Here is a 22,734-nt window from a genome sequence, read left to right on the forward strand (position 1 = left end):
GCTATTCCTCGATCGGCAGCGCGACCTCCGCCGCCGCGTCCGGTCCCTGCCCCAACAGGACGGCGAAGCCCTCCTCGTTCAGGACCGGAACCTTCAACTGCATCGCCTTGTCATACTTCGAGCCGGGATTGTCGCCCACGACAACGAAAGATGTCTTCTTCGAAACAGAGCCGGTCACCTTTGCTCCACGGCTCTGGAGTTCCTCCTTCGCCCCGTCCCGTGTGTGGTGTTCGAGCGTGCCCGTGACCACGACGGTGAGGCCTTCGAGGGGACGGGGTCCCTCGTCCTCGCCCGCGCCCTCGTCCTCCATCCGGACGCCGGACGCCTTCCACTTGCGGATGATCTCGCGGTGCCAGTCCTCGGCGAACCATTCCTTGAGCGAGGTCGCGATGATCCCGCCGACCCCGTCGACCGCCGCGAGTTCCGCCTCGGTGGCCTGCTCGATTCGGTCGACGGAACGGAACTCGCGGGCCAGCGCCTCGGCGGCCACCGGGCCCACGTGCCTGATGGAGAGTCCGTTGAGGAACCGGGCGAGCGGGCGGGTCCTCGCCTCGGCGATCTTGTCCAGCAGGGCAAGCGTGTTCTTCTTCGGCTCGCCCTTCTGGTTGGCGAAGACCGTGACGACCTTCTCCTCACCGGTCCTGGGGTCCCGCTTGGGCAGGCCGCTGACCGGGTCGAGAACGTGCACCCTGATAGGGAGCAACTGCTCGACGGTGAGGTCGAAGAGGTCGCCCTCGTCGACGAGAGGCGCGGCCACGGGCGCCAGCGGACGGGTCAGCGCGGCGGCGGCCACGTCGCCGAAGTGGTCGATGTCGAGGCACTCGCGGCCCGCGAGATAGGAGACGCGCTCTCTCAACTGGGCCGGGCAGGAACGGCCGTTGGGGCAGCGCAGGTCGATGTCGCCTTCCTTCATGGCCCGCAGCGCCGTGCCGCACTCGGGGCACTCGGCGGGCATCACGAACTCCCGCTCGCTGCCGTCGCGCAGGTCGGCGACCGGTCCGAGGATCTCGGGGATGACGTCACCGGCCTTGCGCAGCACCACCGTGTCCCCGATGAGCACGCCCTTGGACTTCACCACCTCCTGGTTGTGCAGGGTGGCGAACTCGACCTCGGAGCCGGCGACCGTGACCGGCTCGACCTGCGCGTACGGGGTGACCCGGCCCGTACGGCCCACGCCGACGCGGATGTTGACGAGCTTGGTGTTGACCTCCTCGGGCGCGTACTTCCAGGCGATCGCCCAGCGCGGTGCGCGCGCGGTGGAACCGAGCCGGCCCTGGAGGGGGATCTCGTCCAGCTTGACGACCACGCCGTCGATCTCGTGCTCCACGGAGTGGCGGTTCTCGCCGTAGTACGCGATGAACTCCCGTACGCCGTCGAGGTCGTCGACCACCTTGGCGTACCGCGTGGTCGGCAGTCCCCAGGAGTGCAGCAGGCCGTAGGCCTCGGAGAGGCGGCCGAGGCCCTCGAAGCCCTCCAGGGCGCCGATGCCGTGGACGACCATGTGGAGCGGAAGCGTCGCCGTGACCTTGGGATCCTTCTGCCGCAGCGAACCCGAGGCGGAATTGCGGGGGTTGGCGTACGGCTTCTCCCCGGCCGCCACCCGACGCGCGTTGAGAGCCTCGAACGCCTCCATCGGGAAGTAGACCTCGCCGCGGATCTCGACGAGCCGGGGAACGTGATCGCCCTTCAGCCGGTGCGGGATCTCGGCGATCGTCATCACGTTCGGCGTGATGTCCTCGCCGGTCCGGCCGGTGCCACGGGTGGCCGCGCGCGTGAGCCTGCCGTCCTCGTACGTCAGGTTCACGGCGAGACCGTCGACCTTGAGCTCGCACAGGAAGTGGTAGCCGGACGAGCCCACGTCCTTGGCCACGCGACCGGCCCAGAGGGCGAGTCCCGCGTCGTCGAAGACGTTGTCGAGGGAGAGCATGCGCTCGCGGTGCTCGACCTCGGCGAGATCGGTCTCGTACTCGACGGCGACCTTCTGGGTCGGCGAGTCCGGCGTGCGCAGCTCGGAGTACTCCTCCTCCAGCGCCTCCAGGGAACGCAGCAAGGTGTCGAACTCCGCGTCGCTGACGACCGGGGCGTCCTTCACGTAGTACCGGAAGCGGTGCTCCTCGATCTGCTCGGCGAGCCGCGCGTGCCGCTCCCGCGCCCCGGCGGGTACCGATGTGGGCTCTGCGTGCTTGTCGCCGGCCACCGTTGTGTCCTCCCGTTACTCTGGGTTGTCCGCGAGGGATCTCGCCGCCCGGACGCAGTGGGCCAGCGCCCTGCGCGCGAAGTCGGGGGAGGCTCCCGCGAGTCCGCACGACGGAGTGAGCGTGACCGCCTCCGCGAGAAGGCCCGGCCGCAGGCCCAGCCTGCGCCACAACGTCCTGACACCCATGACGCTACCGGCAGGGTCCGACAATGGGACGTCCACGCCGGGGACGACACCTGCGAACAGCCGGGTACCGCCTTCGACCGCCTCCCCGATCGCGTCGTCGTCACGCTCGGTGAGGAGGGAGAAGTCGAACGAGATCGCCGCCGCGCCCGCCCGGCGCAGCAGGGCGAAAGGGACGTCCGGCGCGCAGCTGTGGACGACGACGGGACCGCCGCCGTTCGCCCCGACGACGTCCCGGAGCGTGGCCTCGGCGATCTGGCGGTCCACCGCGCGGTGGGTGCGGTAGCCGCTGGCGGTGGGCACCTGGCCGCGCAGCACGGCGATCAGGGAGGGCTCGTCGAGCTGGAGGACGATCTCGGCCCCGGGGATCCGGCGGCGTACGTCGTCGAGGTGGATCCGCAGGCCCTCGGTGAGAGATCCGGCGAGATCGCGGCAGGCGCCGGGGTCGGAGAGGGCGGACTCGCCGTTCCTCAGTTCCAGTGCGGCGGCCAGCGTCCAGGGACCGACGGCCTGCACCTTGAGAGGACCCTCGTACTCCTGGGTGAACTCCTCCAGGGCGTCGAGGTCCTCCCCCAGCCACGACCTGGCCCGCTTGGTGTCACGGCCCGGCCGGTCTCCCAAGCGCCAGCCGCTGGGCTCCACGCGCGCGTACAGCTCGACGAGCATCCCCGCGGTCCGGCCGATCATGTCCGCCCCGGGCCCGCGCGCGGGCAGTTCGGCGAGGAAGGGGAAGTCCTCGAAGGAGCCGGTGACGGTCTTGGCGGCCTCCCGCGCGTCACCGCCCGGCATGGACCCGACCCCGGTGGCGGCGCCGAACCTGAACTCGCTGTTTTCGCTCACCCCGGAAGCCTACGGAATCCCGCGCGCGGGTCAGCCTCCCGGGCGCACCGTCAGATCGTTGACCTCGGCGTCCCGGGGCAGGTCGAGCGCCATCACGATCGTCGTGGCGACCGACTCGGGGTCGATCCACCTCGAGGCGTCGTACTCCTTGCCCTCCTGCTGGTGGACCTTGGCCTGCATGGGGCTCGCGGTGCGGCCCGGGTAGACGGAGGTCACCCGGACCCCGGCCGCGTGCTCCTCGTGGCGCAGGGAGTCGGCCAGGGCCTTCAGTCCGTGCTTGGAGGCGGCGTAGGCGGACCAGTCGGCGTGGGCGTTCAGTCCGGCGCCGGAGTTCACGAAGAGCACGTGGCCCCGGGCGAGGCGGAGCTGGGGCAGGAAGTGGCGGGTCAGCTCGGCGGGGGCGATCAGGTTCACGTTGAGCTGGTGGCGCCAGGCCTTCGGGGTCAGCTCGCCGACCGGGCCGAGATCGACCACGCCCGCGATGTGCAGCAGGGAGTCGACCTGGCCGGGGAGCGACTGGTGCGAGAACGCCCAGGAGAGCTTGTCGGGGTCCGCCAGGTCGCCGACCAGGGTCTTCGCCCCGGGGAACGCGGCGGCCAGTTCCTTCGCGCGGCCGGCGTCGCGCGCGTGGAGCACGAGTTCGTCCCCGCGCGCGTGCAGACGGCGGGCGACGGCCGCGCCGATGCCGGAACCGGCCCCGGTGATCACATGTGTAGCCATGGACGCCATGCTCGCATCACCCGGCACCGGTCCCGAACCATCCGCGGACGCCTCAGCGGGTGCCGAGGCTCTCCTCCAGGTGGGCCAGCGCCCCCACCGGTTCCTCGGCGAAGAAGACCAGGTCGGTGAGCGGGCGCGGCAGGAAGCCCTCGGCGTCCATCCGCAGGAACTGCTGCTTGAGCCCGTCGTAGAAGCCGGCCGTGTTGAGCAGGACGACCGGCTTCTCGGTCTTCCCGTGCTTCTTCAGCTCCAGGATCTCGGTCGCCTCGTCCAGGGTGCCGGTGCCGCCGACCATGACGACCACCGCGTCGGCCTTCGCGAGGAGCAGCGCCTTGCGCTCGGCGAGATCACGGGCGACGACCATCTCGTCGGCGCCCGGACGGGCCTTGGCGGCCAGGAAGTCCACGGAGACGCCCACCAGCCGTCCGCCCGCCTGCTGCACCCCGTCGGCGACGACCTTCATCAGTCCGACGTCGGAGCCGCCCCACACGAGCGTGTGGCCGCCCTTGCCGAGGAGTTCGGCGAACTCCCGCGCGGGGCGCGTGTAGCGGTCGTCGAGGTCGGCGGCGGAGAGGAAGACGCAGATGTTCATGACGTCACCGTACGCGGGAACGATTCGGGGCTCGCGAGCGCTTTCCCTACATGGCTGAAGGACACACGATCACCATCGAGCAGGGCGCGCGGCACGTCCGCGTCGTGCACGGCGGCCAGGTTCTGGCGGAGAGCGACCGCCCCCTGGTGCTGCGCGAGACGGGCTGTCCGGTGCGCTACTACATCCCGCCCGAGGACGTCCGTCTGGACCTGCTGACGCCCTCCGACACCCACACGTACTGCCCGTTCAAGGGCACCGCGTCCTACTGGTCGAGCACCGGCGCGGCCGATCTGGTGTGGGCCTATCCCGATCCCGAGTCCGACGTCGCCGAGATCAAGGACCACCTCTGCTTCTACGAGGTGGACGTGTCCTGAGTTCCGGGCGGGCGCGGGCGTGGTGACGCGATGAGTTCCCGGCCGGCGGGCAGTCTCTTGAGACATGGACAAGAAGACCATCTCGCGCGACGGGACCCCCATCGCGTACGAACGCCACGGTGACGGCCCGACGGTCGTCCTGGTCGGCGGTGCCATGTGCACCGGCGCCACGCTCACGCCTCTGGCCGAAGCGCTCTCGGACCGCTTCGGCGCCATCACCTACGACCGGCGGGGCCGCGGCGGCAGCGGCGACACGAAGCCCTTCGCGGTCGCCCGGGAGATCGAGGACATCGCGGCGCTGATCGGGGCCTTCGGGGGCGGTGCGTCGCTCTACGGCATCTCGTCGGGCGGCGCGCTGGCCCTGGAGGCGGCCATGAGCGGGCTGCCCGTCCGCGAAGTCGCCGTCTACGAGACGCCGTTCGCCGTCGACGAGGTGGCGGGCAAGCAGCGGGCGGAGTACACCCAGCGACTGGCCGAGCTGCTCGGCCAGGACCGGCGCGGCGACGCGGTCGAGCTCTTCCTGAGCCTGGTGGGAACGCCCCCGGAGATGATCGCCGGGGTGCGCATGTCCCACGCCTGGCCCGGCATGGAGGCCATCGCGCCGACCCTGGCGTACGACGACGCCGCGATGGGCGGGAACGGGGTGCCCCGGGAACGGCTGGCGGCGCTCTCCTTGCCGCTGCTGTCGATCGCCGGCGACGCGAGCCCCGCGTGGATGCGCGAGGCGGCGAGCACCGTCGCGGAGGCGGCGCCGAACGGGTCGTACCGCACGCTGGAGGGCCAGACCCACATGGTGGATCCCCTGGCGCTCGCGCCGGTCCTCGCGGAGTTCTTCGGCACGGACGGTTAGACGAGGTCCGCGCCGAGGTCCCGCACGCACCGGCCGGGCAGTCCGGCCACCCGGGTCCCACACGAGCCCGGCCGGGCCGGTCGCGTCGGTCGGGCGGCGGGGCCTGGCCGGTCGCGTACGCCTAGACGGTCGCCGTCGCGCGCGTGGTCGTCGCGATCGTCGCCGACCCCACCACGCGGGTGTCGTCGTACAGGACGATCGCCTGGCCGGGGGCCACGCCGCGGACCGGCTCGGTGAAGGTGACGCGCAGTTCGCCGTCGACGAGACGGGCGTTCACCTCGGTCTCGCCACCGTGGGCGCGGAGTTGGGCGGTGTAGGTGCCGGGGCCGGCCGGGGCCGCGCCGCACCAGCGGGGCTTGACGGCGGTCAGCGCGGACACGTCCAGGGAGGCGGCCGGGCCGACCGTGACCGTGTTGTTCACCGGTGAGATGTCGAGGACGTAGCGGGGCTTGCCGTCGGCGGCCGGGGTGCCGATGCGCAGCCCCTTGCGCTGGCCGATCGTGAAGCCGAACGCGCCCTCGTGGGTGCCGATCCGGGCGCCGTCCTCGTCGACGATGTCGCCCTCGGCCTTGCCGAGCCGGCCCGCGAGGAAGCCCTGGGTGTCACCGTCGGCGATGAAGCAGATGTCGTGCGAGTCCGGCTTCTTGGCGACGGCGAGGCCCCGGCGCTCGGCCTCGGCGCGGATCTCGTCCTTGGTGGTGACCGTGTCGCCGAGCGGGAACAGCGCGTGGGCGAGCTGGCGGTCGTCCAGGACACCGAGGACGTACGACTGGTCCTTGGCCATGTCGGAGGCCCGGTGCAGCTCGCGCGTGCCGTCCTCACGGACGATCACCTGCGCGTAGTGGCCGGTGCAGACCGCGTCGAAGCCGAGCGCGAGCGCCTTGTCCAGCAGGGCGGCGAACTTGATCTTCTCGTTGCAGCGCAGGCACGGGTTCGGGGTCCGGCCGGCCTCGTACTCGGCGATGAAGTCCTCGACGACGTCCTCGCGGAAGCGCTCGGCGAGGTCCCAGACGTAGAACGGGATGCCGATGACGTCGGCGGCCCGGCGGGCGTCGCGCGAGTCCTCGATGGTGCAGCAGCCGCGCGCGCCGGTCCTGAACGACTGCGGGTTCGCCGAGAGGGCGAGGTGCACACCGGTCACGTCGTGCCCGGACTCGGCGGCACGGGCGGCGGCTACGGCGGAGTCCACTCCGCCCGACATGGCGGCGAGGACGCGGAGGGGGCGCTGCGAGGTCTCAGTCATAACCCCTCAAGAGTACGGGGCCGCGGGAACCGGAACCCGCGAGTATCCGTTGAAGATCGCATGGGGGCGAAAAAGGGGAAGCCGGGAACGCCACGGAGCCGTGGGGCGGGGGCCAAGGACGCGGACCAGCCGGTCGGGCGCCGGGTGCTGCTCCTCGGCGGTCTGGTGGCCGCCGTGAGCGCGGCGGGGCTGGCCCGGGAGGAGCTGTCGCATCTGTGGTGGCGGCTGCCGGGTGTGGAGAAGGCGCGCGTCGCGGGGGCGGTGGACTTCCGGGGCGCGCAGTGGGTGGCGGCCTCGGCGGCGAACTGGCGGCGGGCCGACCGTCCCGACGACTACTCGATAGACCGCGTGGTCGTCCATGTCACCCAGGGCAGCTTCGCGAGCGCGGTGCAGGTCTTCCAGGACCCGAGGCACGGGGCGGCCGCTCATTACGTCGTCCGCAGGGACGGTCATGTCACGCAGATGATCCGCGAGCTGGACGTGGCGTTCCACGCGGGCAACCGCGCGTACAACGAACGCAGCGTCGGCATCGAGCACGAGGGTTTCGTCGATCGCCCGTCGTCGTTCACGGACGCGATGTACGAGGCCTCGGCGCGGCTGACGGCCGGGATATGCGGGCGGTACGGCATCCCCGTGGACCGCGAGCACATCATCGGACACGTCGAGGTCCCGGGCACGGACCACACGGATCCCGGACGGCACTGGGACTGGGACCGGTACATACGGCTCGTCCGGCGGGCACGGTCGGCGGCGGCCTGACGGGACCTCCCCCGGGGGTCCCGGGGGTCCCGGGGGGGTCCCGGGGGTCCCGGGGGTCCCGGGGGTCCCGGGGGGGTCCCGGGGGTCCCGGGGGTCCCGGGGGTCCCTGAATATCTCCAGGTGTCCCCGGGTGGCCCACCGGGTGGAGGTCAGGTGAGGCCCGCCATGCGGGCCCGTTCCACCGCGGGTCCGATCGCCCGTGTCACCGCCTCGACGTCCGCCCGGGTGGAGGTGTGGCCGAGGGAGAAGCGCAGGGTTCCCCGGGCGAGGTCCGGGTCGGTGCCGGTGGCGAGGAGGACATGGCTCGGCTGGGCCACCCCCGCCGTGCAGGCCGAGCCGGTCGAGCACTCGATGCCCTGCGCGTCGAGCAGCAGGAGCAGCGAGTCGCCCTCGCAGCCCGGGAACGTGAAGTGCGCGTTGGCGGGCAGCCGGCCGCCGGGGGCCGGGTCGCCGCCGAGGATCGCGTCGGGCACGGCCTTGACGACGGCGTCGGCCAGGTCGTCGCGCAGGGCGCCGATCTCGCGGGCGAACCACTCCCGCCGCTCGGCGGCCAGCCGCCCGGCGACCGCGAAGGACGCGATGGCGGGCACGTCGAGCGTGCCGGAGCGGACGTGGCGCTCCTGGCCGCCTCCGTGCAGCACGGGCACGGGGCTGTACTCGCGGCCCAGAAGGAGCGCGCCGATGCCGTACGGGCCGCCGATCTTGTGGCCCGACACCGTCATCGCGGCGAGGCCCGAGGCCGCGAAGTCGACGGGGACCTGACCGAAGGCCTGGACCGCGTCGGCGTGCAGCGGGATCCCGAACTCGGCCGCGACGTCGGCCAGTTCACGGACCGGCATGAGGGTGCCGATCTCGTTGTTGGCCCACATGACCGTGGCGAGGGCGACGTCCCCGGGGTTGCGGGCGATGGCCTCGCGCAGGGCGCCGGGGTGGACACGGCCGTACGCGTCGACGGGCAGGTACTCGACCGTGGCGCCCTCGTGCTCGCCGAGCCAGTGGACCGCGTCGAGGACGGCGTGGTGCTCGACGGGGCTCGCAAGTACGCGGGTCCGGGCCGGATCCGCGTCTCTGCGGGACCAGTACAGGCCCTTCACCGCGAGGTTGTCGGCCTCGGTGCCGCCGGAGGTGAGGACCACCTCGCTGGGGCGGGCGCCGAGGGCGTCCGCCAGGGTTTCGCGGGCCTCCTCGACCGTCCGCCGCGCGGTGCGGCCGGCGGCGTGGAGGGAGGAGGCGTTGCCCGTGACGCTCAGCCGGGCGGTCAGAGCCTCTACTGCCTCGGGAAGCATGGGGGTGGTCGCGGCGTGGTCGAGGTAAGCCATGGTGGGCTCGATTCTACGGGCCCGCTCCCGCGCGCCCGGGCCCCCTACGGCATGAGCGTCTCAGAAGCTCCAGGACACCGTGTTGTCGAACTGCATGAAGGCGACGAGGACGACCAGGTCGGCGATTCCCAGGCCGAGGCCGAGGAAGGCGCGGCCTCGGCGGGCCGTTCCGCGCCAGAGGGCGACGGAGGCGAGGACGATGGCGACGGGACCGAGGAAGACGTTCAGCACGAGCAGGCCGAGCAGGCCGAGGACGAAGGAGGCGACGGCCATGCCGTCCGCGTCCCTGACGCCGGTCCGGTGCGTGGCGGGTGCGGTCTCGGTGGCCCGGGTCGCGTCAGAGGTGCGGGTCGTACCGGAGACACCGGTGGTGCGGGTCGAGCGGGTCGTGCCGGTGGTGCGCGCGGTGAGTTCCATGACGTGAGTCAGCTCCCAACGATCAGTTGGTGAAGGTGCGGGACCGACGGCGGGTCGGCGGAGGTGCGGGACCGACGGCCGTCGGCGAAAGTGTGGGACCGGCGGCCGACCGGCGAAGGTGCGGGGCCAACGGTCAGTTGGCGGAGGGGTGGCGTCGGCGGGCCCCGCGCTCGCGCAGCGCGAAGACGATCAGCCAGACGCCGATGACGGCCGCGGCGGCGAGGGTGACGGTCAGCGGCGCGTGCGCCACGGAACCCATCACAACGCCGAGCAGCAGGAGTGTGGCGACGAGGAACAGCATGAGATGCCTCTCGAAGAAGTCTCGAAGTCCGGTCCTGGAACGTCCGGGACCTCAACGGTGAGGGCCCGATGTTTCCGGGACTTGACGACTCAGTGAACGGTTGTAGTAACACTTGTTCACTGACTCTTGAGTCTAGCGCGCTCCCGGCTTTAAATTTCCAGAGAACAGTTGTTAACTGCATGGCATGAGTCACACTCTCGGCCTCCGCCAGGCGCAGAAGCAGAAGACCCGGCAGTCGCTGCTGGACGCGGCGTTGGGGCTTCTGGAGGACCAGAGCCTGAGCAGCCTGGGGCTGCGCGAGGTCACCCGCGCCGTCGGAGTCGCCCCGACCGCCTTCTACCGGCATTTCCGCTCGACGGCGGATCTCGGTGTGGCACTGGTCGAGGAGGCGCTCGGCAGCCTGCATCCGATGATCGAGGACATCGTGTCCACGGCCGGTGACAGCGACGAACGCATCACGCGCGCCGTGGAACTGATCGCCCACCACGTCGGGGCGCATCCGGCGCACGTCCGCTTCATCGCGCGCGAGCGGCACGGCGGGGTCCAGCCGGTGCGGGACGCGATCCGCGAGCAACTGGCCCGGTTCGCCGAGGAGGTCAGGGACGCGCTGGCCGAGCACCCCGAGTCGAAGGGGTGGAGCGACGACGATCTGCTCATGCTGGCGGGCCTGTACGTCGACCACATGCTCATGGCGGCCTCGGCGTTCCTGGAGGCGCTGGACGGCTCCGCGGCGGAGCGTGAGCGGGTGGCCAAGGTGGCCAGCCGTCAGATGCGGCTGATCAGCATCGGCCGCCGTCACTGGCTCGGCTGACCGCCCGCCGCCCCGTAGGGCGGCGGGCTCTCTCCCCCGTGTCAGCCCTGCGCGGCCGACTGGCCCTGGCCCTGGCCCATCTGACCACCGCCGGGACCGCCCCCGCAGCCGCCCTGGCCGCCGCCCGTGCCACCCCCAGGAGCGCCGCTCGGCATGCCCGAAGGGGCCTTCCCGGTGGGCATCCCCGAGGGGGCCTTCCCCGTGGGCATCCCCGAGGGGGCGCCGCTCGGGCGGCCGGAGGCGCCGCCCGGCATCCCGGAGGGGCGCGTGCAGTTCTGCCCTCCGGAGGTCTTGCCGTCCGAGGAGGACGCGTCACCGGAGCCGCAGGCCGCCAGGAGGGGCGCGAGTGCGAGAAGGGCGACGAGGGGAACGAGTCGTGCACGACGGTTCATGGGGCAACTCCCGGTCAGGTCACGTGGGTCGGGCCGCCGGTGCCGCGGCGGGCGGCGTCCGCCCGTCACGGTGAACGCCGGCCGCCACGGCACCGGAGCCGGACGAGCGGGAGCCAGAGCACCAGATCCACGTAGGGCCGCGCTGTGCCGGAGCTGTGCGTTGCTGTGCGGCACGGGCGCGGCGCCGCGGCTCAACCCCCCTCGTACACCGCGCTGATGGCGGCCGCCGTCGTGGCCAGCTCCTGTCGCGCCTCGGCCGGCGCGAGGACCTCCAGCGCGTCCCCGAAGGCCAGCAGCGTGCGGGTCTCGCGCACCGAGCCGAGACGCAGACGCGCGGTCACCCACTCGCCGGCGCCGTCGTCCTCGGGCAGCTCCGCGAGGGAGGCAGCATGGAGGCGTACGAACATGTCGAGGCGCGAGCGCCGTACCCGAACCGTGACATCGACGACCCCCGGACGGTCCTCGACCTGGCGCCTCAGCACCTCCCAGGCGTCGGCGAGTTCGACGCCCGGACGGCGCCGCACCGGGTCCGGCAGCGGGGTGGCCGAGCGCACCCGGTCGGCGCGGAACAGCCGCGGCGCGCCGCGCCGGTCGGCGACCAGGTACCAGACGCCCGCCTTGAAGACGAGGCCGTACGGGTCGACGGTGTAGGTGCGCGGCTCGGCGTCGCCTCCGTGGCGGTAGCGCAGCCGCAGCCTGCGGTCGGAGAAGACGGCGTCCTGCAACACGTCCAGATCGACGGTCCGTTGGGGGCCGCCCTTCCAGCGGGTGGCGTCGACGAGGACCCGTCGGCTGGTGACCTCGGCGGCGGGCCGGAAGGGCGCCGGCAGCGCGGCCATCACCTTGCGCAGCGCCGAGCCGAGTGCCGCGTCCAGGCCGAGGGCGGCGTGCGCGCCCTGCGCGGCCAGGATGAACAGCGAACGGGACTCGTCCGCGGTCAGTCCCGTGACGTCCGTACGGAAGCCGGCGAGCAGCTCGATCCCGCCGTGCCGGCCGCGTTCGGCGTAGACCGGGACGCCGGAGGCGGACAGCGCCTCGATGTCCCGGTAGATCGTGCGCACCGACACCTCGAGCCGGCCGGCGAGTTCGTGCGCCGGGACACGGCCGCGGGTCTGGAGCAGCAGCAGGATCGAGAGCAGGCGGTCGGACTTCACCGGCTCAGGATCGCGCCCGTCGAAGGCCTCCGCAAATGCTGACGGAAACTGTCAGGTTATGGGTCGAGAGTGAGGGCACACCGACACCCGGAAGAGACGGAAGAGGCAGTCATGAACGCCATGGACCCCCGCCCCCTGTACGCCCGCGCCGCCGCTCAGATCGCGTCGCTCGTCGCGACCGTGCGGCCCGAGCAGCTGGACCGCCCCACTCCGTGCACCGAGTTCGACGTGCGCCTGCTGCTGTCGCACATGGTCGGCGGCACCCGGCGGATCGCCGTGATCGGGGCGGGCGGTGACGGGCTCGCGGTGCGGCCGTTCGCCGACGGCGTGCCGGACGACGGCTGGGACGCCGCGTACGACGAGGCCAGGACCCAGGTCCGCGAGGACTGGGCGGACGACGCGCGGCTGGACGCGCCGGTGACGGTGCCCTGGGGCGAGGTGACGGGACGTATCGCGCTGGCCGGCTACGTCATGGAGGCGGTCACGCACACCTGGGACCTCTGGGAAGCGCTCGGCCGGCCTCTCGAACTCGACCCGGAGCTGGCCGAGTTCGCGCTCACCATCGCCACCCGCGTACTGCCCGACGAGGGGCGCGAGGACCCCGAACTGCCCTTCGGCGCGGTGGCGCCGGCTCCCGAGGACGCCGACGCCTACGGACGACTGGCGGCCTGGATGGGCCGCCGCCCGCTGGTGACCGCCTGACGACGCCGGACCGGCCGGGACGAGCCCGGGCCGGCCGAGGCGGGCGCGGGCCGGCCGAGGCGGGCGCGGGCCGGCCGAGGCGGGCGCGGGCCGGCCGAGGCGGGCGCGGGTCAGCCGAGGCGGGCGCGGGCGAGCTGCCGGGACTGGGCGACCAGACGGTCCGCGCTGTCCCAGACCTCCGCGTCCTCCTCCAGGAAGCCACCGGCGAGATTGCGGGTCGTGATGGACACCCGCAGCGGGCCGGGCGCCGGGCGGGAACGCACGTGCACGGTCAGCTCGACGGTCGGCACCCAGCCGGAGAGGCCGATCTCGAAGGCCGTGGGCGGCAGCGCGTCGACCGCGAGGAGCAGCGAGAGCGGGTCCGCGTCCCGGCCGTCGGCGAGGCCGAACCAGGAGCGCATCTCGCCCTTCCCGGACGGAGCGCCGAGCGCCCAGCCGAGGGTGGCGGGGTCGAGCTTGAGGAACAGCCGGTCGGTGATGGCCGAGCTGCCGGGGATGGGGGCCGGCGCGTCCTGCGGACCGAAGCACTGGTCCATGGGCGGCAGCGCGGGCGGCACCGCGGTCGTGCGCACGTCGTCGGGCAGCGAGTCGAGGTCGCCGTAGGAGGCGAGCACCCGGATCCGCTCGATCTCGCGGCCCTCGTCGTCGTACTGGAAGAGGGAGGCCTGTCCGGTCGACAGCGTCCGGCCGGTGCGTACGACGTCCGTGCGGATGACCGCGGGGCCCGGCTGGGAGGCGGTCAGATAGTGCGCGGAGACCGTGAACGGGTCGGAGTGCGGGAGGGCGTCGGAGAGTGCGCGGCCGAGGACGGCCAGCAGATAGCCGCCGTTGACGGCGTTGATGATCGTCCACCCGGCGGAGAGGTCGACGTCGTAGACGCCGGCCCCGCGCGGGGTGACGGCCGTGTCCCGGTCGAACTCGCTGTCGCCGATCGTGGCCCGTACGGCCTGCACCGAAGCTGCTTCTGGCATACGTGAACGGTACAACAGGAAATTACTAAGCGGTAGCTTTTGCGATTCCGGATACACGGACGCGTCATCGTCCGGCCATCCAGGTGAGGATTCGGCAATTTCTTGTTAAGTGTCCGCAATCTTCCGTGACCAATCGGTCCGGGTTCTCCTCTGATGGGACATGAGCCTCACAGGGACAACGTTCCTCCTGACCTCCTTCGTGGTGTGCGCGTTCGCACTTCTGCTGCCCCTGGTCCTGTGGTCCCGGGTGCCCGGACCGGCCCCCGTGCGTGCCGCGACCCGGCTCCTGATGCTGCTGTTCGCCCAGGGGACGGCGATCAGCCTGGTGTTCGTCCTCGTGAACAACGCGAACAACCTGTACGACAACTGGGCCGACCTCCTCGGCACCGGCAACCATGTCCAGCAGGCGGCCGACCTCGGTGTGGACGGCACCGGAGGGATCTCGCTGAAGACCCTGCCCAGGATGCGGCAGACCTTCGAGCCGGCCCAGGGGCCACGTATGGGGTCGGCCGGCGTGTTCGTCACCGATCTGAAGGGGCGGGTGTCGGGGGTGAACGCCGAGGTCTACGTCTGGCTGCCGCCGCAGTACAACGAGCCCGCCTACCGGCACCGGAGGTTCCCGGTCGTGGAACTGCTGCCTGGTTATCCGGGCTCCGCCAAGGCGTGGTTCGGGTCCCTTCGGGTGCACGAACAGCTGCGGCCGATGATGCTCGACGGCCGGGTCGCGCCGTTCATCCTGGTCGCGCCGCGCACCAACCTGCTGGCCCGGGCCGACACCGGCTGCGCGAACATCCCGGGAACGGTGAACGCGGAGAGCTGGCTGAGCATCGACGTACCGCGGATGGTCATGGACAACTTCCGCGCCGAGTCCGCCCCGAACGGCTGGGCCACGGCCGGGTACTCGGCCGGGGCGCACTGCGCCACCAAACTGGCCGTCGCCCACCCCGACCGCTACCGCGCCGCGGTGAGCATGTCCGGCTACAACGACCCCAAGGGCGAACGCGGTTCACTGGCCGGACGGACCCTCGAACTGCGCCGCCGGAACAATCCCTACCTGCTGCTGCGCGCCGACCGCCTCCACCCCCGGATCGCCCTCTACTTCTCCGGCGAGTCCGGTGACGGGTACCAGGCGGGCGCGGCGATCCAGGCGATCGCGAAGGCGCCGACGAGCGTGGACGTGGTGCTGCTGCCGCGCAGCGCGGGCGGCCACGACATGGGGCTGTGGCGGCCCCAGCTGCCGGAGGTGTTCCGCTGGCTGACCGCGCAGTTCGACGGCAGGAGGGCCACGGCAGGCACGGGAGGCACCGCGCGCAGGGGAGGCACCGCGGGCACGGGAGGCACCGCGGGCGGGGCCGGAGCCGGCGCCACGAACACCGCCGGAGGCGCCGGCACGGCGGTCGGCGCCGACAGGATCAGGAGTTCTCGTCCTCACGCACCGTCGAGCGGCGGTTCCACGCCCGCGGAGCTCGCCAGTGGAACCGCATCGCGAGCAGGCGCAGCACGAAAGCCGTGACGATGGCGACGCCGGTGGTGAACGGAGTGAGCGCGTCGTAGCGGATGCAGAGGACCACCATCGTGGCGCCGACGATCGCCGGTACCGCGTAGAGGTCGCGGTCCCAGCGCAGCAGTGAGGGGACCTCGTTGGCGAGGACGTCCCGCAGCACACCGCCGCCCACGGCGGTCGCGAGGCCGAGGGCGGCGGAGGCGGTCAGGCCGAGCCCGTAGTCGTACGCCTTGACGGTGCCGGTGACACAGAACAGTCCGAGCCCGGCCGCGTCGAAGACGTTCACGCCGACCTGGATGCGTTCGACCTGCGGGTGCAGGAAGAACACGAGCAGGGCGGCGACCAGCGGTGTGGTGAAGTACCCCAGGTCGGTGAAGGCCGCCGGGGGTACGGCACCGATGATGACGTCGCGCAGCAGCCCTCCGCCCAGCGCGGTGATCTCCGCGAGGACGGCGATACCGAAGACGTCGAAGTTCTTGCGGACGGCCAGCAGCGCGCCGGAGATCGCGAAGACGAAGATGCCGATCAGGTCGAGCGTGTGCTGGACGGAGGGGCTGAACAGTTGCTGGAACACCCCCACATTCTCACCTGTCGCGGGGCGTGCGCCTTACGAAGGAAGGGCTAGAGGGCCGGCTTGCCTGTGGTGAACAGCCAGGTCTGGAAGAGGTCGTCCAGCTGTTGCCCGGAGATCCGCTCCGCGAGGGCGATGAAGTCGGCGGTGCCGGCGTTGCCGTACCGGTGCAGCTTCGTCCACGCGGGCAGCAGCTTGAAGAAGGCGGTGTCGCCGATGCGCTCGCGCAGGTTCTGGAGGGTCATCGCACCCCGCTGGTACACCGCGGAGGCGAACATCGTGTCGCGCTGCGGATCGGCGACCTCGGTCTGCCAGAAGGCCGAGTCCGCGGGCCGCTGGTTGTACCCGGCGAGGAACGAGTCGTGCGCGGAGCGGATGCCCTTGTGCTCGGCCCACAGCCACTGGGCGTAGGTGGCGAAGCCCTCGTTCAGCCAGATGTCCTTCCAGTGCGCCACGGAGACGGAGTCCCCGAACCACTGGTGGGCCAGCTCGTGCACGATGGTCGACTCCGAGCGCACCGCCGAGTACGCGGGCTTCGACTGGACCTCCAGCGAGAATCCCGCCTCGGGCATGTCGTCGACGATGGCGCCGGTCTCCTCGAACGGGTACGGGCCGAACAGCTGCGACCAGTAGTCGGTGGCCTCGGCGGTGACGGCGTACACGTCGACGCTGTTGCTGTTCGCGAGCACCGGGTCGATGGCGACGTAGATCGGTGTCCCGGCGGGGGTTCTGCCGGTCTTCACGTCGAACTTCCCGATGGTCGCCGTCGCGAGATAGGTGGCCATGGGGCGGCTCTCGCGCCAGTGCGTGACCGTCTCGGCGCCCTTGGAGCGGGTCGATATCAGGCGGCCGTTGGAGACCGCCGTCAGGCCCTTGGGCGCCTTGATGCGGATGTCGTAGGTCGCCTTGTCGGAGGGGTGGTCGCTGGAGGGGAACCAGGTGGAGGCGGCGTTGGGCTCGCAGGCCACGAACACGCCGTCCGCGGTCTTCATCCACCCGTAGTCGGAGCCGAAGACGATCGGCCCGTTGAGGGGCTCGGGGATTCCGCCGTAGGTGACGGTCACCGTGAAGGTCTTGCCCTTGGCCAGCGGGCCGCGCGGGGTGATGTGGATCTCGTCGCCCTCCCGCGTGAAGTGGGCCGCCCTGCCGTTCACCTCGATCCTCGTGACGTCCAGCTTCTGGAGGTCGAGGTCGAAGGAGGCGAGGTTCTGGGTGGCGCGGGCGGTGAGGGTCGTGACGCCGTCGAGGCGGTCGGTGTCCGGGTTGTACGCCACGTCCAGGGCGTAGTGGCGGGCGTCGAAGCCGCCGTTGCCGAGCTGGGGGAAGTACGTGTCACCGATGCCGTCCGCGCCGGGGGTGGGGGCGGAGGAGGCTGCGACGAGGAGGAAGGAGGCTGCCGCAGTGGCGAGCGCGCCTAAACGTGCCGAACGGGAGAGTGCCATTTCGCGTCCCTTTCGTACGTGTGCCGATCGTTTCCGATCAGACGGACACGCAGGACTCTGCACTCTCCCGTTCGAGCATGTTCATGACTTTGCCAAGTCGTCACGGGCTACTTGCCCGTTGACTCCTGACGATCGGCTTCCGCAACCGCGGAGTCCGTAGCGGAGCCGGCCTCCTCGGCGACTGCGGGCTCCTCGACGGTGGCCTCCTCAGCGGTGGCGGCCTCCTCGTCGGCGACGGCCTCGTCGGTGGCGGCGAGCTCGGCCGGAGCCTTGCCCGACACCTCGGCGGATTCCACGCCGGACACCAGCTCGATGGCCTCGCGGGCGGCCGAGAGCAGGACGACGTCCTGCGGAGCCTGGTCCGCGAAGTTCTCCGGGTGGTGGCAGGCGACCTGCTGGCCGGGCTTCAGCTCGATGAGCGGCGGCTCGGTCGTCTTGCAGATCTGCGTGGCCTTCCAGCACCGGGTGTGGAAGCGGCAGCCGCTCGGCGGCGCGATCGGCGAGGGAACGTCGCCGCGCAGCAGGATCCGCTCGCTCTTGGCACCACGGCGCTTGGGGTCCGGGACCGGCACGGCCGACATCAGGGCCTTGGTGTACGGGTGCATCGGCGCCTCGTACAGCGAGGCGCGGTCGGCGAGCTCGACGATCTTGCCGAGGTACATCACCGCGATGCGGTCCGAGACATGGCGCACGACGGAGAGGTCGTGAGCGATGATCACGTACGTCAGGCCGAGCTCCGACTGGAGGTCGTCCATCAGGTTCACGACCTGCGCCTGGATCGACACGTCGAGCGCCGAGACCGGCTCGTCCGCCACGACGAGCTTCGGCTTCAGGGCGAGCGCGCGGGCGATGCCGATGCGCTGGCGCTGACCGCCGGAGAACTCGTGCGGGTAGCGGTTGTAGTGCTCGGGGCTCAGACCCACCAGCTCCAGGAGCCGCTGGACCTCCTTCTTCACACCGCCCTCGGGCTCCACGTTCTGGAGCCGGAACGGCGCCGAGACGATCGAGCCGATGGTGTGACGGGGGTTCAGCGACCCGTACGGGTCCTGGAAGATCATCTGGATGTCACGGCGCAGCGGACGCATCTTCGAGGCGCTGAGCCGGGTGATGTCCTGGCCCTCGAACTCGATGCTGCCGCCGGTCGGGTCCTGGAGACGGGTGATGACCCGGCCCATGGTCGACTTGCCGCAGCCGGACTCGCCGACGACACCGAGCGTCTCGCCCTTGCGGACCTCGAAGTCGATGCCGTCGACCGCCTTGACCGCGCCGACCTGACGCTGGAGAACGCCCTTCCGGATGGGGAAGTGCTTCTCAAGTCCCTGCACCCGGAGGAGGACCTCACGGCCTTCCGAGGACTTCGCGCGGTGCGCGGGAGCCGCGGCCTGCTGCGGGATCACCGCGCCGGCGCCGTCCGTCTTGTTGTTCTCGCTCACAGCTTCGGCGCAATCTCTTCGGTCCAGATCCGCGTGCGGTCCTCCTGCGAGAGGTGGCAGGCGGTGTAGTGGCCGCTGCCGATCAGCTGGAGTTCGGGGCGCACGGTGCGGGTGACATTGCCCTTGGGCAGGTCCGCGTACGGGCAGCGCGGGTGGAAGGCGCAGCCCGAGGGGACGTTGATGAGGCTCGGCGGCTGGCCCTTGACGGGGATGAGCCGCTCGGACGTCTCACGGTCGATACGGGGCATCGAGCCGAGCAGACCCCAGGTGTAGGGGTGCTGCGGCTCCTCGAAGACCCGCTCGACGGTGCCGCGCTCCACGCACCGGCCGCCGTACATCACGAGGACGTCGTCGGCGATCTCGGCGACCACACCCAGGTCGTGGGTGATCAGCATGACCGCGGAGCCGAACTCCTTCTGGAGGTCACGGATGAGGTCGAGGATCTGCGCCTGGACGGTGACGTCGAGGGCGGTCGTCGGCTCGTCCGCGATGAGCAGCTCGGGGTTGTTGACGAGCGCCATCGCGATCATCGCGCGCTGCCGCATACCGCCCGAGAACTCGTGCGGGTAGCTGTCGGCACGCTTGGCCGGCTCGGGGATGCCCACACGGTCGAGCATCTCGATCGCCCGCGTGCGGGCGACCTTCTTGCTGACCTTGTGGTGGGTGCGGTACGCCTCCACGATCTGGTTGCCGATCGTGTAGTACGGGTGCATCGCCGACAGCGGGTCCTGGAAGATCATCGCCATCTCGCGGCCGCGGAGCTTGCGCACCTCGTCCGGGTCGGCGCCGATCAGTTCCTTGCCGTCCAGCCAGATCTCGCCCGACATCTGGACGTTCTTGCCGCGCGCGCCGAGCCGGTGCAGGCCCATGACCGCCAGCGAGGTGACGGACTTGCCGGAGCCCGACTCACCCACGATGCAGAGGGTCTTGCCCTTCTCCACCGAGAAGGTGAGCCCGTCGACGGACTTGACCAGACCGTCGTCGGTCGGGAAGTGCACCTTGAGGTCACGCACTTCGAGGAAGGAGCTCGGGGCGTTCGAGGGTGAGGAGACGGGCTCGCCCACGGCGGCGCCGGTCTTGGAAAGTTCGGTCACGAGAGCCTCACCCGCGGGTCAGCGGCGGCGTACAGCAGGTCCACCAGAAGATTTGCTACGACGACGAAGAACGCGGCGAGAAGGGTCACGCCGAGGATGAGCGGCAGGTCATTGTCGGTGATGCCCTGCACCGCGTACTGGCCGACACCGTGCAGGGAGAACACGGATTCGGTGATCACGGCACCGCCGAGCAGCAGACCGAGGTCCATGCCGAAGACGGTGATGATCGGGGTGAGAGCGGCGCGCAGTCCGTGCCGGACGACGACGACCCTCTCGGGCAGGCCCTTGGCGCGGGCCGTGCGGATGAAGTCCTCGTTCATCGTCTCCATCATGCCCGAGCGGGTGAGCCGCGCGTAGATGGCGGAGTACAGAAGCGCGAGAGAACACCACGCGGGGAAGAGGGTGTTGGCCCACTGCACGGGGTTCTCGGTGAGCGGGACGTAGGTGCGGCCGAAGATCGGCCAGTTGACGGTGAAGAGCAGCAGCGCCAGGTTGCCCGTGAAGAACATGGGCAGCGAGACACCGGCGAGCGCGACGCCCATGAAGGTGCGGTCGAAGAGCGAGCGCGGCTTGAGCGCGGAGATCACGCCGACCGCCACACCGGACACCAGCCACATCACGGCGGCCCCCGCGGCGAGCGAGAGGGTCACCGGGATCCGGGAGGTGAGCTCCGGCCAGACCGCCTGGTGGGTCTTGAAGGAGTACCCGAAGCACGGCGCGCCACAGTGTGCCGTGGTGGGACCCAGATCATAGGTGGCGCCGACCACGATCCCCTTGATGAAGTGCCAGTACTGGACGTAGACGGGCTGGTCCAGACCGAGGTTGTGCTTGACCGCGAGAATGTCGGCCTTCGTCGGGCTCTTCCCGATGTACTGCTGCGCGAGCTGGTCGGCGGACTGACCGACCAGTCTTGGCAGCAGGAAGAAGATGGCGAAGGTGACCGCGGAGACGACCAGGAGCAGGATCGCTGCCGCTGCCGTCCGACGGAGGATGTACGAGATCACGGGGATCGGCGCTGGTGCCCGCGGGCCGCTAAGCCCGCGGGCACCAATGCCTTCACCTGCCTTCCGGGGCTGCTACTTCTTCGTGGTGCCGATGTTGAGGTAGTCGTACTGACCGCTGAAGGCCGCCGTGGAGACCAGGTTGGTCGCGTACTGCGGGCGGGCCAGCAGAACCTTGAAGTAGGTCAGCGGCACGAGGACGGCGTCGTCCATGGTCTTCTTGTCGATCTCGGTGTACAGGGCGTTGCGCGCGGCGTCGTCCTGCGTGCCGATCGCCTTCTCCAGGAGGGAGTTGACGTCCTTGTTGTTGTACTGCGACAGGTTGGTGTTACCCGAGGCGCCGATCGCGGAGCCGTTCAGGATCTGCTGCAGGAAGCCGTAGCCGGAGGGCCAGTCGGCACCCCACTGCATCATGATCAGGCCGATGTTCTGCTTCTCGGTGAACTTCGGGACACCCGCGTAGTCGGTGAAGTACTTGCCCGACGGGTACTGCTTCAGGGTGGCGTTGATGCCGGCCGTCTTCAGCGAGGCGATGATCGCGGTGGCCGCGTCGATCTCCTGCGGACGGTCGCTGCGCGCGGAGATGTTGGTGCTGATGCCCGACTTGCCGCAGGCCTTCAGCTGCTCCTTGGACTTCGCGGCGTCACCCTTGCTGCCGGCGGACGCGTAGGCGTCGGCCTTGGCGTAGCCCGGGATGTCCGGCGGGAGAACCGTGGAGGCGATGTCGCCACGGATCGGGCCGCCCTCGGCGGTCTGCACCGAGACCTTGTCGATCGCGAACTGCACGGCCTTGCGGCACGCGACGTTGTCGAACGGCTTCACCTTGGTGTTGATCGCCATGTAGACGAGACGGCCACCGTAGGTGTTGTCCGTGTTGGCCTTCTTGTCGGCGGAGCTGAGCAGCTGCGCCTGGGTCGCGGCCTGGACACCGCCACCACCGAGGTCGATCGCGTCGCCCGCGAGGACGTCCTTGTCGATCGTCTCGGCGGCGACCTTCAGGTTGACGACGATCTTGTCCGGGTACTGCTTGCGCAGCGGGTCGGACTTCGCGTCCCAGTTCTCGTTGCGCACGAGGACGGCCTGCTTGCCGTCGTCGTAGCTCTGGAACTTGTACGAGCCCGAGGACACGATGTTCTTGACGTAGTCGACGCCGTTGTCCTTGGCCTGCGGGACCGGAGCCGTCTGCGGCGAGGCGACCAGGTAGTCGAACTCCTGGAAGGCCGTCTTCAGGTGGAAGACGACGGTGGAGTCGTCCGGGGTCTCGATGGACGAGAGGCCCTTGCCGCTCTTGTCCTTGTAGGGACCCTTGTACTTGTCGCCGCCCACGAGGAACTGCTGGAAGTAGTTCGGACCGAGGGAGAGCACGTCACGCGAGAAGTTGGAGCGCTCGACCGCGTACTTGACGTCCTTGGACGTGATCGCGGTGCCGTCCTGGTACTTCACACCCGTACGCAGCTTGTACGTCCAGGTCTTGCCACCGTCGCTCGGGACACCCTTGCCGGCCGCGAGGTCCGGGACGAGGGTGTTGCCCTTCTCGCCGGCACCGGGCTGGAACGTCATCAGCGGACGGGCGTACAGCCGGGAGAGGTTGTACATGAACGCGTAGTACGTGTTGCCCGGGTCGAAGGAGTCCGGCACGTCCGAGTACTCGTACGTGACCGTGCCCCCCTTCTTCGTGGAGGCGTTGACGACGTCCGTGGTCGCTGCGTTGGCCCCAGCTGACTTCGTGGTGTCGTTGTTCTTGTTGTCATCGGCCTTGCTGCAGCCTGCAACGAGCAGACTCGCGGAGCCGATGGCCGCAATCGCGGCCAGCGCTGACCTTCGCATGATGGGCGGGTTCCCCTCCATTGTCGGAAACTTGTTG

At 70.6% G+C, this 22,734-nt stretch carries 23 protein-coding genes; 6 read left to right on the plus strand and 17 right to left on the minus strand.

Going from position 1 to position 22,734, the window contains the following annotated elements; translation table 11 throughout:
- Position 1 precedes the first annotated feature (1 nt).
- From ligA to ABZV42_RS28715, 4 genes are read right to left on the minus strand one after another with little or no spacing between them, the layout of a single operon-like run.
- The gene (gene ligA, locus ABZV42_RS28700) at positions 2–2,197 is read right to left on the minus strand and encodes an NAD-dependent DNA ligase LigA (protein WP_355983364.1); all 2,196 of its coding nucleotides are present in this window, start codon (positions 2,195–2,197) and stop codon (positions 2–4) included.
- A 15-nt stretch (positions 2,198–2,212) separates the two neighbouring features.
- Positions 2,213–3,220 (minus strand): methionine synthase, encoded by a 1,008-nt coding sequence (locus tag ABZV42_RS28705; protein WP_355983366.1) that lies wholly within the window; start codon positions 3,218–3,220, stop codon positions 2,213–2,215.
- Between the two features lie 30 nt (positions 3,221–3,250).
- On the minus strand, positions 3,251–3,949 hold the full coding sequence (locus ABZV42_RS28710; protein WP_355983368.1) for an SDR family oxidoreductase: 699 nt from the start codon (positions 3,947–3,949) through the stop codon (positions 3,251–3,253).
- Between the two features lie 43 nt (positions 3,950–3,992).
- Positions 3,993–4,532, minus strand: a complete 540-nt coding sequence (locus ABZV42_RS28715; protein WP_355983370.1) for a TIGR00730 family Rossman fold protein — start codon at positions 4,530–4,532, stop codon at positions 3,993–3,995.
- A gap of 50 nt (positions 4,533–4,582) precedes the next feature.
- Here ABZV42_RS28715 and ABZV42_RS28720 point away from each other — a divergent pair, with 50 nt between their 5' ends.
- Positions 4,583–4,906, plus strand: coding sequence for a DUF427 domain-containing protein (locus ABZV42_RS28720; RefSeq protein WP_356054225.1), 324 nt, complete (start codon positions 4,583–4,585; stop codon positions 4,904–4,906).
- A 64-nt stretch (positions 4,907–4,970) separates the two neighbouring features.
- Positions 4,971–5,756 carry an alpha/beta hydrolase gene (locus tag ABZV42_RS28725; RefSeq protein ID WP_355983373.1) on the plus strand — a complete coding sequence of 262 codons (786 nt, stop codon included), beginning with the start codon at positions 4,971–4,973 and terminating at the stop codon, positions 5,754–5,756.
- Between the two features lie 121 nt (positions 5,757–5,877).
- Here ABZV42_RS28725 and mnmA read toward each other — a convergent pair whose 3' ends face one another.
- Positions 5,878–6,999 (minus strand): tRNA 2-thiouridine(34) synthase MnmA, encoded by a 1,122-nt coding sequence (mnmA, locus tag ABZV42_RS28730; RefSeq protein ID WP_355983375.1) that lies wholly within the window; start codon positions 6,997–6,999, stop codon positions 5,878–5,880.
- 60 nt (positions 7,000–7,059) lie between these two features.
- On the opposite strand from mnmA, the gene ABZV42_RS28735 reads away from it, so the two are divergent.
- On the plus strand, positions 7,060–7,758 hold the full coding sequence (locus ABZV42_RS28735) for an N-acetylmuramoyl-L-alanine amidase (RefSeq protein WP_356054227.1): 699 nt from the start codon (positions 7,060–7,062) through the stop codon (positions 7,756–7,758).
- A 149-nt stretch (positions 7,759–7,907) separates the two neighbouring features.
- Here the strand turns inward: ABZV42_RS28735 and ABZV42_RS28740 are convergent, their stop codons facing one another.
- From ABZV42_RS28740 to ABZV42_RS28750, 3 genes are all read right to left on the minus strand, one after another.
- Complete coding sequence (locus ABZV42_RS28740; RefSeq protein WP_355983379.1) at positions 7,908–9,077, minus strand: cysteine desulfurase family protein; 1,170 nt, start codon at positions 9,075–9,077, stop codon at positions 7,908–7,910.
- 60 nt (positions 9,078–9,137) lie between these two features.
- Positions 9,138–9,350, minus strand: a complete 213-nt coding sequence (locus tag ABZV42_RS28745) for a DUF4190 domain-containing protein (protein WP_355983469.1) — start codon at positions 9,348–9,350, stop codon at positions 9,138–9,140.
- Positions 9,351–9,627: 277 nt separating this feature from the next.
- Positions 9,628–9,795 (minus strand): hypothetical protein, encoded by a 168-nt coding sequence (locus ABZV42_RS28750; protein ID WP_355983381.1) that lies wholly within the window; start codon positions 9,793–9,795, stop codon positions 9,628–9,630.
- 184 nt (positions 9,796–9,979) lie between these two features.
- Between ABZV42_RS28750 and ABZV42_RS28755 the strand changes: the two genes are divergently transcribed.
- A complete protein-coding gene (locus ABZV42_RS28755) occupies positions 9,980–10,606 on the plus strand; it encodes a TetR family transcriptional regulator (protein ID WP_356054229.1) in 627 nt (208 codons plus the stop codon).
- A 41-nt stretch (positions 10,607–10,647) separates the two neighbouring features.
- Here the strand turns inward: ABZV42_RS28755 and ABZV42_RS28760 are convergent, their stop codons facing one another.
- On the minus strand, positions 10,648–10,998 hold the full coding sequence (locus tag ABZV42_RS28760; RefSeq protein WP_356054231.1) for a hypothetical protein: 351 nt from the start codon (positions 10,996–10,998) through the stop codon (positions 10,648–10,650).
- A 191-nt stretch (positions 10,999–11,189) separates the two neighbouring features.
- Positions 11,190–12,152, minus strand: coding sequence for a YafY family protein (locus ABZV42_RS28765; protein ID WP_355983387.1), 963 nt, complete (start codon positions 12,150–12,152; stop codon positions 11,190–11,192).
- A 111-nt stretch (positions 12,153–12,263) separates the two neighbouring features.
- Here ABZV42_RS28765 and ABZV42_RS28770 point away from each other — a divergent pair, with 111 nt between their 5' ends.
- The gene (locus ABZV42_RS28770; protein WP_355983389.1) at positions 12,264–12,854 is read left to right on the plus strand and encodes a TIGR03086 family metal-binding protein; all 591 of its coding nucleotides are present in this window, start codon (positions 12,264–12,266) and stop codon (positions 12,852–12,854) included.
- 110 nt (positions 12,855–12,964) lie between these two features.
- On the opposite strand, the gene ABZV42_RS28775 is transcribed toward ABZV42_RS28770, so the two are convergent.
- Positions 12,965–13,825, minus strand: coding sequence for a thioesterase family protein (locus ABZV42_RS28775; protein ID WP_355983391.1), 861 nt, complete (start codon positions 13,823–13,825; stop codon positions 12,965–12,967).
- A gap of 160 nt (positions 13,826–13,985) precedes the next feature.
- Here ABZV42_RS28775 and ABZV42_RS28780 point away from each other — a divergent pair, with 160 nt between their 5' ends.
- Entirely contained in the window at positions 13,986–15,338 is a 1,353-nt protein-coding gene (locus ABZV42_RS28780) for an alpha/beta hydrolase-fold protein (RefSeq protein WP_356054233.1), read from the plus strand.
- On the opposite strand, the gene ABZV42_RS28785 is transcribed toward ABZV42_RS28780, so the two are convergent.
- The 6 genes from ABZV42_RS28785 to ABZV42_RS28810 form a co-directional block, all read right to left on the minus strand.
- Positions 15,238–15,903: a trimeric intracellular cation channel family protein gene (locus tag ABZV42_RS28785; protein WP_355983395.1), complete on the minus strand. Its 666-nt coding sequence runs from the start codon at positions 15,901–15,903 to the stop codon at positions 15,238–15,240. The genes ABZV42_RS28780 and ABZV42_RS28785 overlap by 101 nt on opposite strands.
- 47 nt (positions 15,904–15,950) lie before the next feature.
- Positions 15,951–17,342 (minus strand): M1 family metallopeptidase, encoded by a 1,392-nt coding sequence (locus tag ABZV42_RS28790; protein WP_356054235.1) that lies wholly within the window; start codon positions 17,340–17,342, stop codon positions 15,951–15,953.
- Positions 17,343–17,449: 107 nt separating this feature from the next.
- A complete protein-coding gene (locus ABZV42_RS28795) occupies positions 17,450–18,736 on the minus strand; it encodes a dipeptide ABC transporter ATP-binding protein (protein WP_355983470.1) in 1,287 nt (428 codons plus the stop codon).
- Positions 18,737–18,771: 35 nt separating this feature from the next.
- On the minus strand, positions 18,772–19,869 hold the full coding sequence (locus ABZV42_RS28800; protein ID WP_355983399.1) for an ABC transporter ATP-binding protein: 1,098 nt from the start codon (positions 19,867–19,869) through the stop codon (positions 18,772–18,774).
- Positions 19,866–20,873 (minus strand): ABC transporter permease, encoded by a 1,008-nt coding sequence (locus ABZV42_RS28805; protein WP_355983401.1) that lies wholly within the window; start codon positions 20,871–20,873, stop codon positions 19,866–19,868. The genes ABZV42_RS28800 and ABZV42_RS28805 overlap by 4 nt, the downstream gene beginning before the upstream one ends.
- 72 nt (positions 20,874–20,945) lie before the next feature.
- Complete coding sequence (locus ABZV42_RS28810) at positions 20,946–22,697, minus strand: ABC transporter substrate-binding protein (RefSeq protein WP_355983403.1); 1,752 nt, start codon at positions 22,695–22,697, stop codon at positions 20,946–20,948.
- Positions 22,698–22,734 lie beyond the last annotated feature (37 nt).

The organism is Streptomyces sp. NPDC005281 (assembly GCF_040607495.1).
Classification (GTDB): domain Bacteria; phylum Actinomycetota; class Actinomycetes; order Streptomycetales; family Streptomycetaceae; genus Streptomyces.

Bases quoted from the DNA above. Each gene is read 5' to 3' on its own strand.
- ABZV42_RS28735 (WP_356054227.1), top strand. From the start codon at position 7,060: ATGGGGGCGAAAAAGGGGAAGCCGGGAACGCCACGGAGCCGTGGGGCG.
- ABZV42_RS28745 (WP_355983469.1), bottom strand. From the start codon at position 9,350: ATGGCCGTCGCCTCCTTCGTCCTCGGCCTGCTCGGCCTGCTCGTGCTG.
- ABZV42_RS28780 (WP_356054233.1), top strand. From the start codon at position 13,986: ATGAGCCTCACAGGGACAACGTTCCTCCTGACCTCCTTCGTGGTGTGC.
- ABZV42_RS28760 (WP_356054231.1), bottom strand. From the start codon at position 10,998: ATGAACCGTCGTGCACGACTCGTTCCCCTCGTCGCCCTTCTCGCACTC.
- ABZV42_RS28790 (WP_356054235.1), bottom strand. From the start codon at position 17,342: ATGGCACTCTCCCGTTCGGCACGTTTAGGCGCGCTCGCCACTGCGGCA.
- ABZV42_RS28770 (WP_355983389.1), top strand. From the start codon at position 12,264: ATGAACGCCATGGACCCCCGCCCCCTGTACGCCCGCGCCGCCGCTCAG.
- ABZV42_RS28740 (WP_355983379.1), bottom strand. From the start codon at position 9,077: ATGGCTTACCTCGACCACGCCGCGACCACCCCCATGCTTCCCGAGGCA.
- ABZV42_RS28715 (WP_355983370.1), bottom strand. From the start codon at position 4,532: ATGAACATCTGCGTCTTCCTCTCCGCCGCCGACCTCGACGACCGCTAC.
- ABZV42_RS28810 (WP_355983403.1), bottom strand. From the start codon at position 22,697: ATGCGAAGGTCAGCGCTGGCCGCGATTGCGGCCATCGGCTCCGCGAGT.
- mnmA (WP_355983375.1), bottom strand. From the start codon at position 6,999: ATGACTGAGACCTCGCAGCGCCCCCTCCGCGTCCTCGCCGCCATGTCG.
- ABZV42_RS28750 (WP_355983381.1), bottom strand. From the start codon at position 9,795: ATGCTGTTCCTCGTCGCCACACTCCTGCTGCTCGGCGTTGTGATGGGT.
- ABZV42_RS28755 (WP_356054229.1), top strand. From the start codon at position 9,980: ATGAGTCACACTCTCGGCCTCCGCCAGGCGCAGAAGCAGAAGACCCGG.
- ABZV42_RS28710 (WP_355983368.1), bottom strand. From the start codon at position 3,949: ATGGCGTCCATGGCTACACATGTGATCACCGGGGCCGGTTCCGGCATC.
- ABZV42_RS28720 (WP_356054225.1), top strand. From the start codon at position 4,583: ATGGCTGAAGGACACACGATCACCATCGAGCAGGGCGCGCGGCACGTC.
- ABZV42_RS28775 (WP_355983391.1), bottom strand. From the start codon at position 13,825: ATGCCAGAAGCAGCTTCGGTGCAGGCCGTACGGGCCACGATCGGCGAC.
- ABZV42_RS28725 (WP_355983373.1), top strand. From the start codon at position 4,971: ATGGACAAGAAGACCATCTCGCGCGACGGGACCCCCATCGCGTACGAA.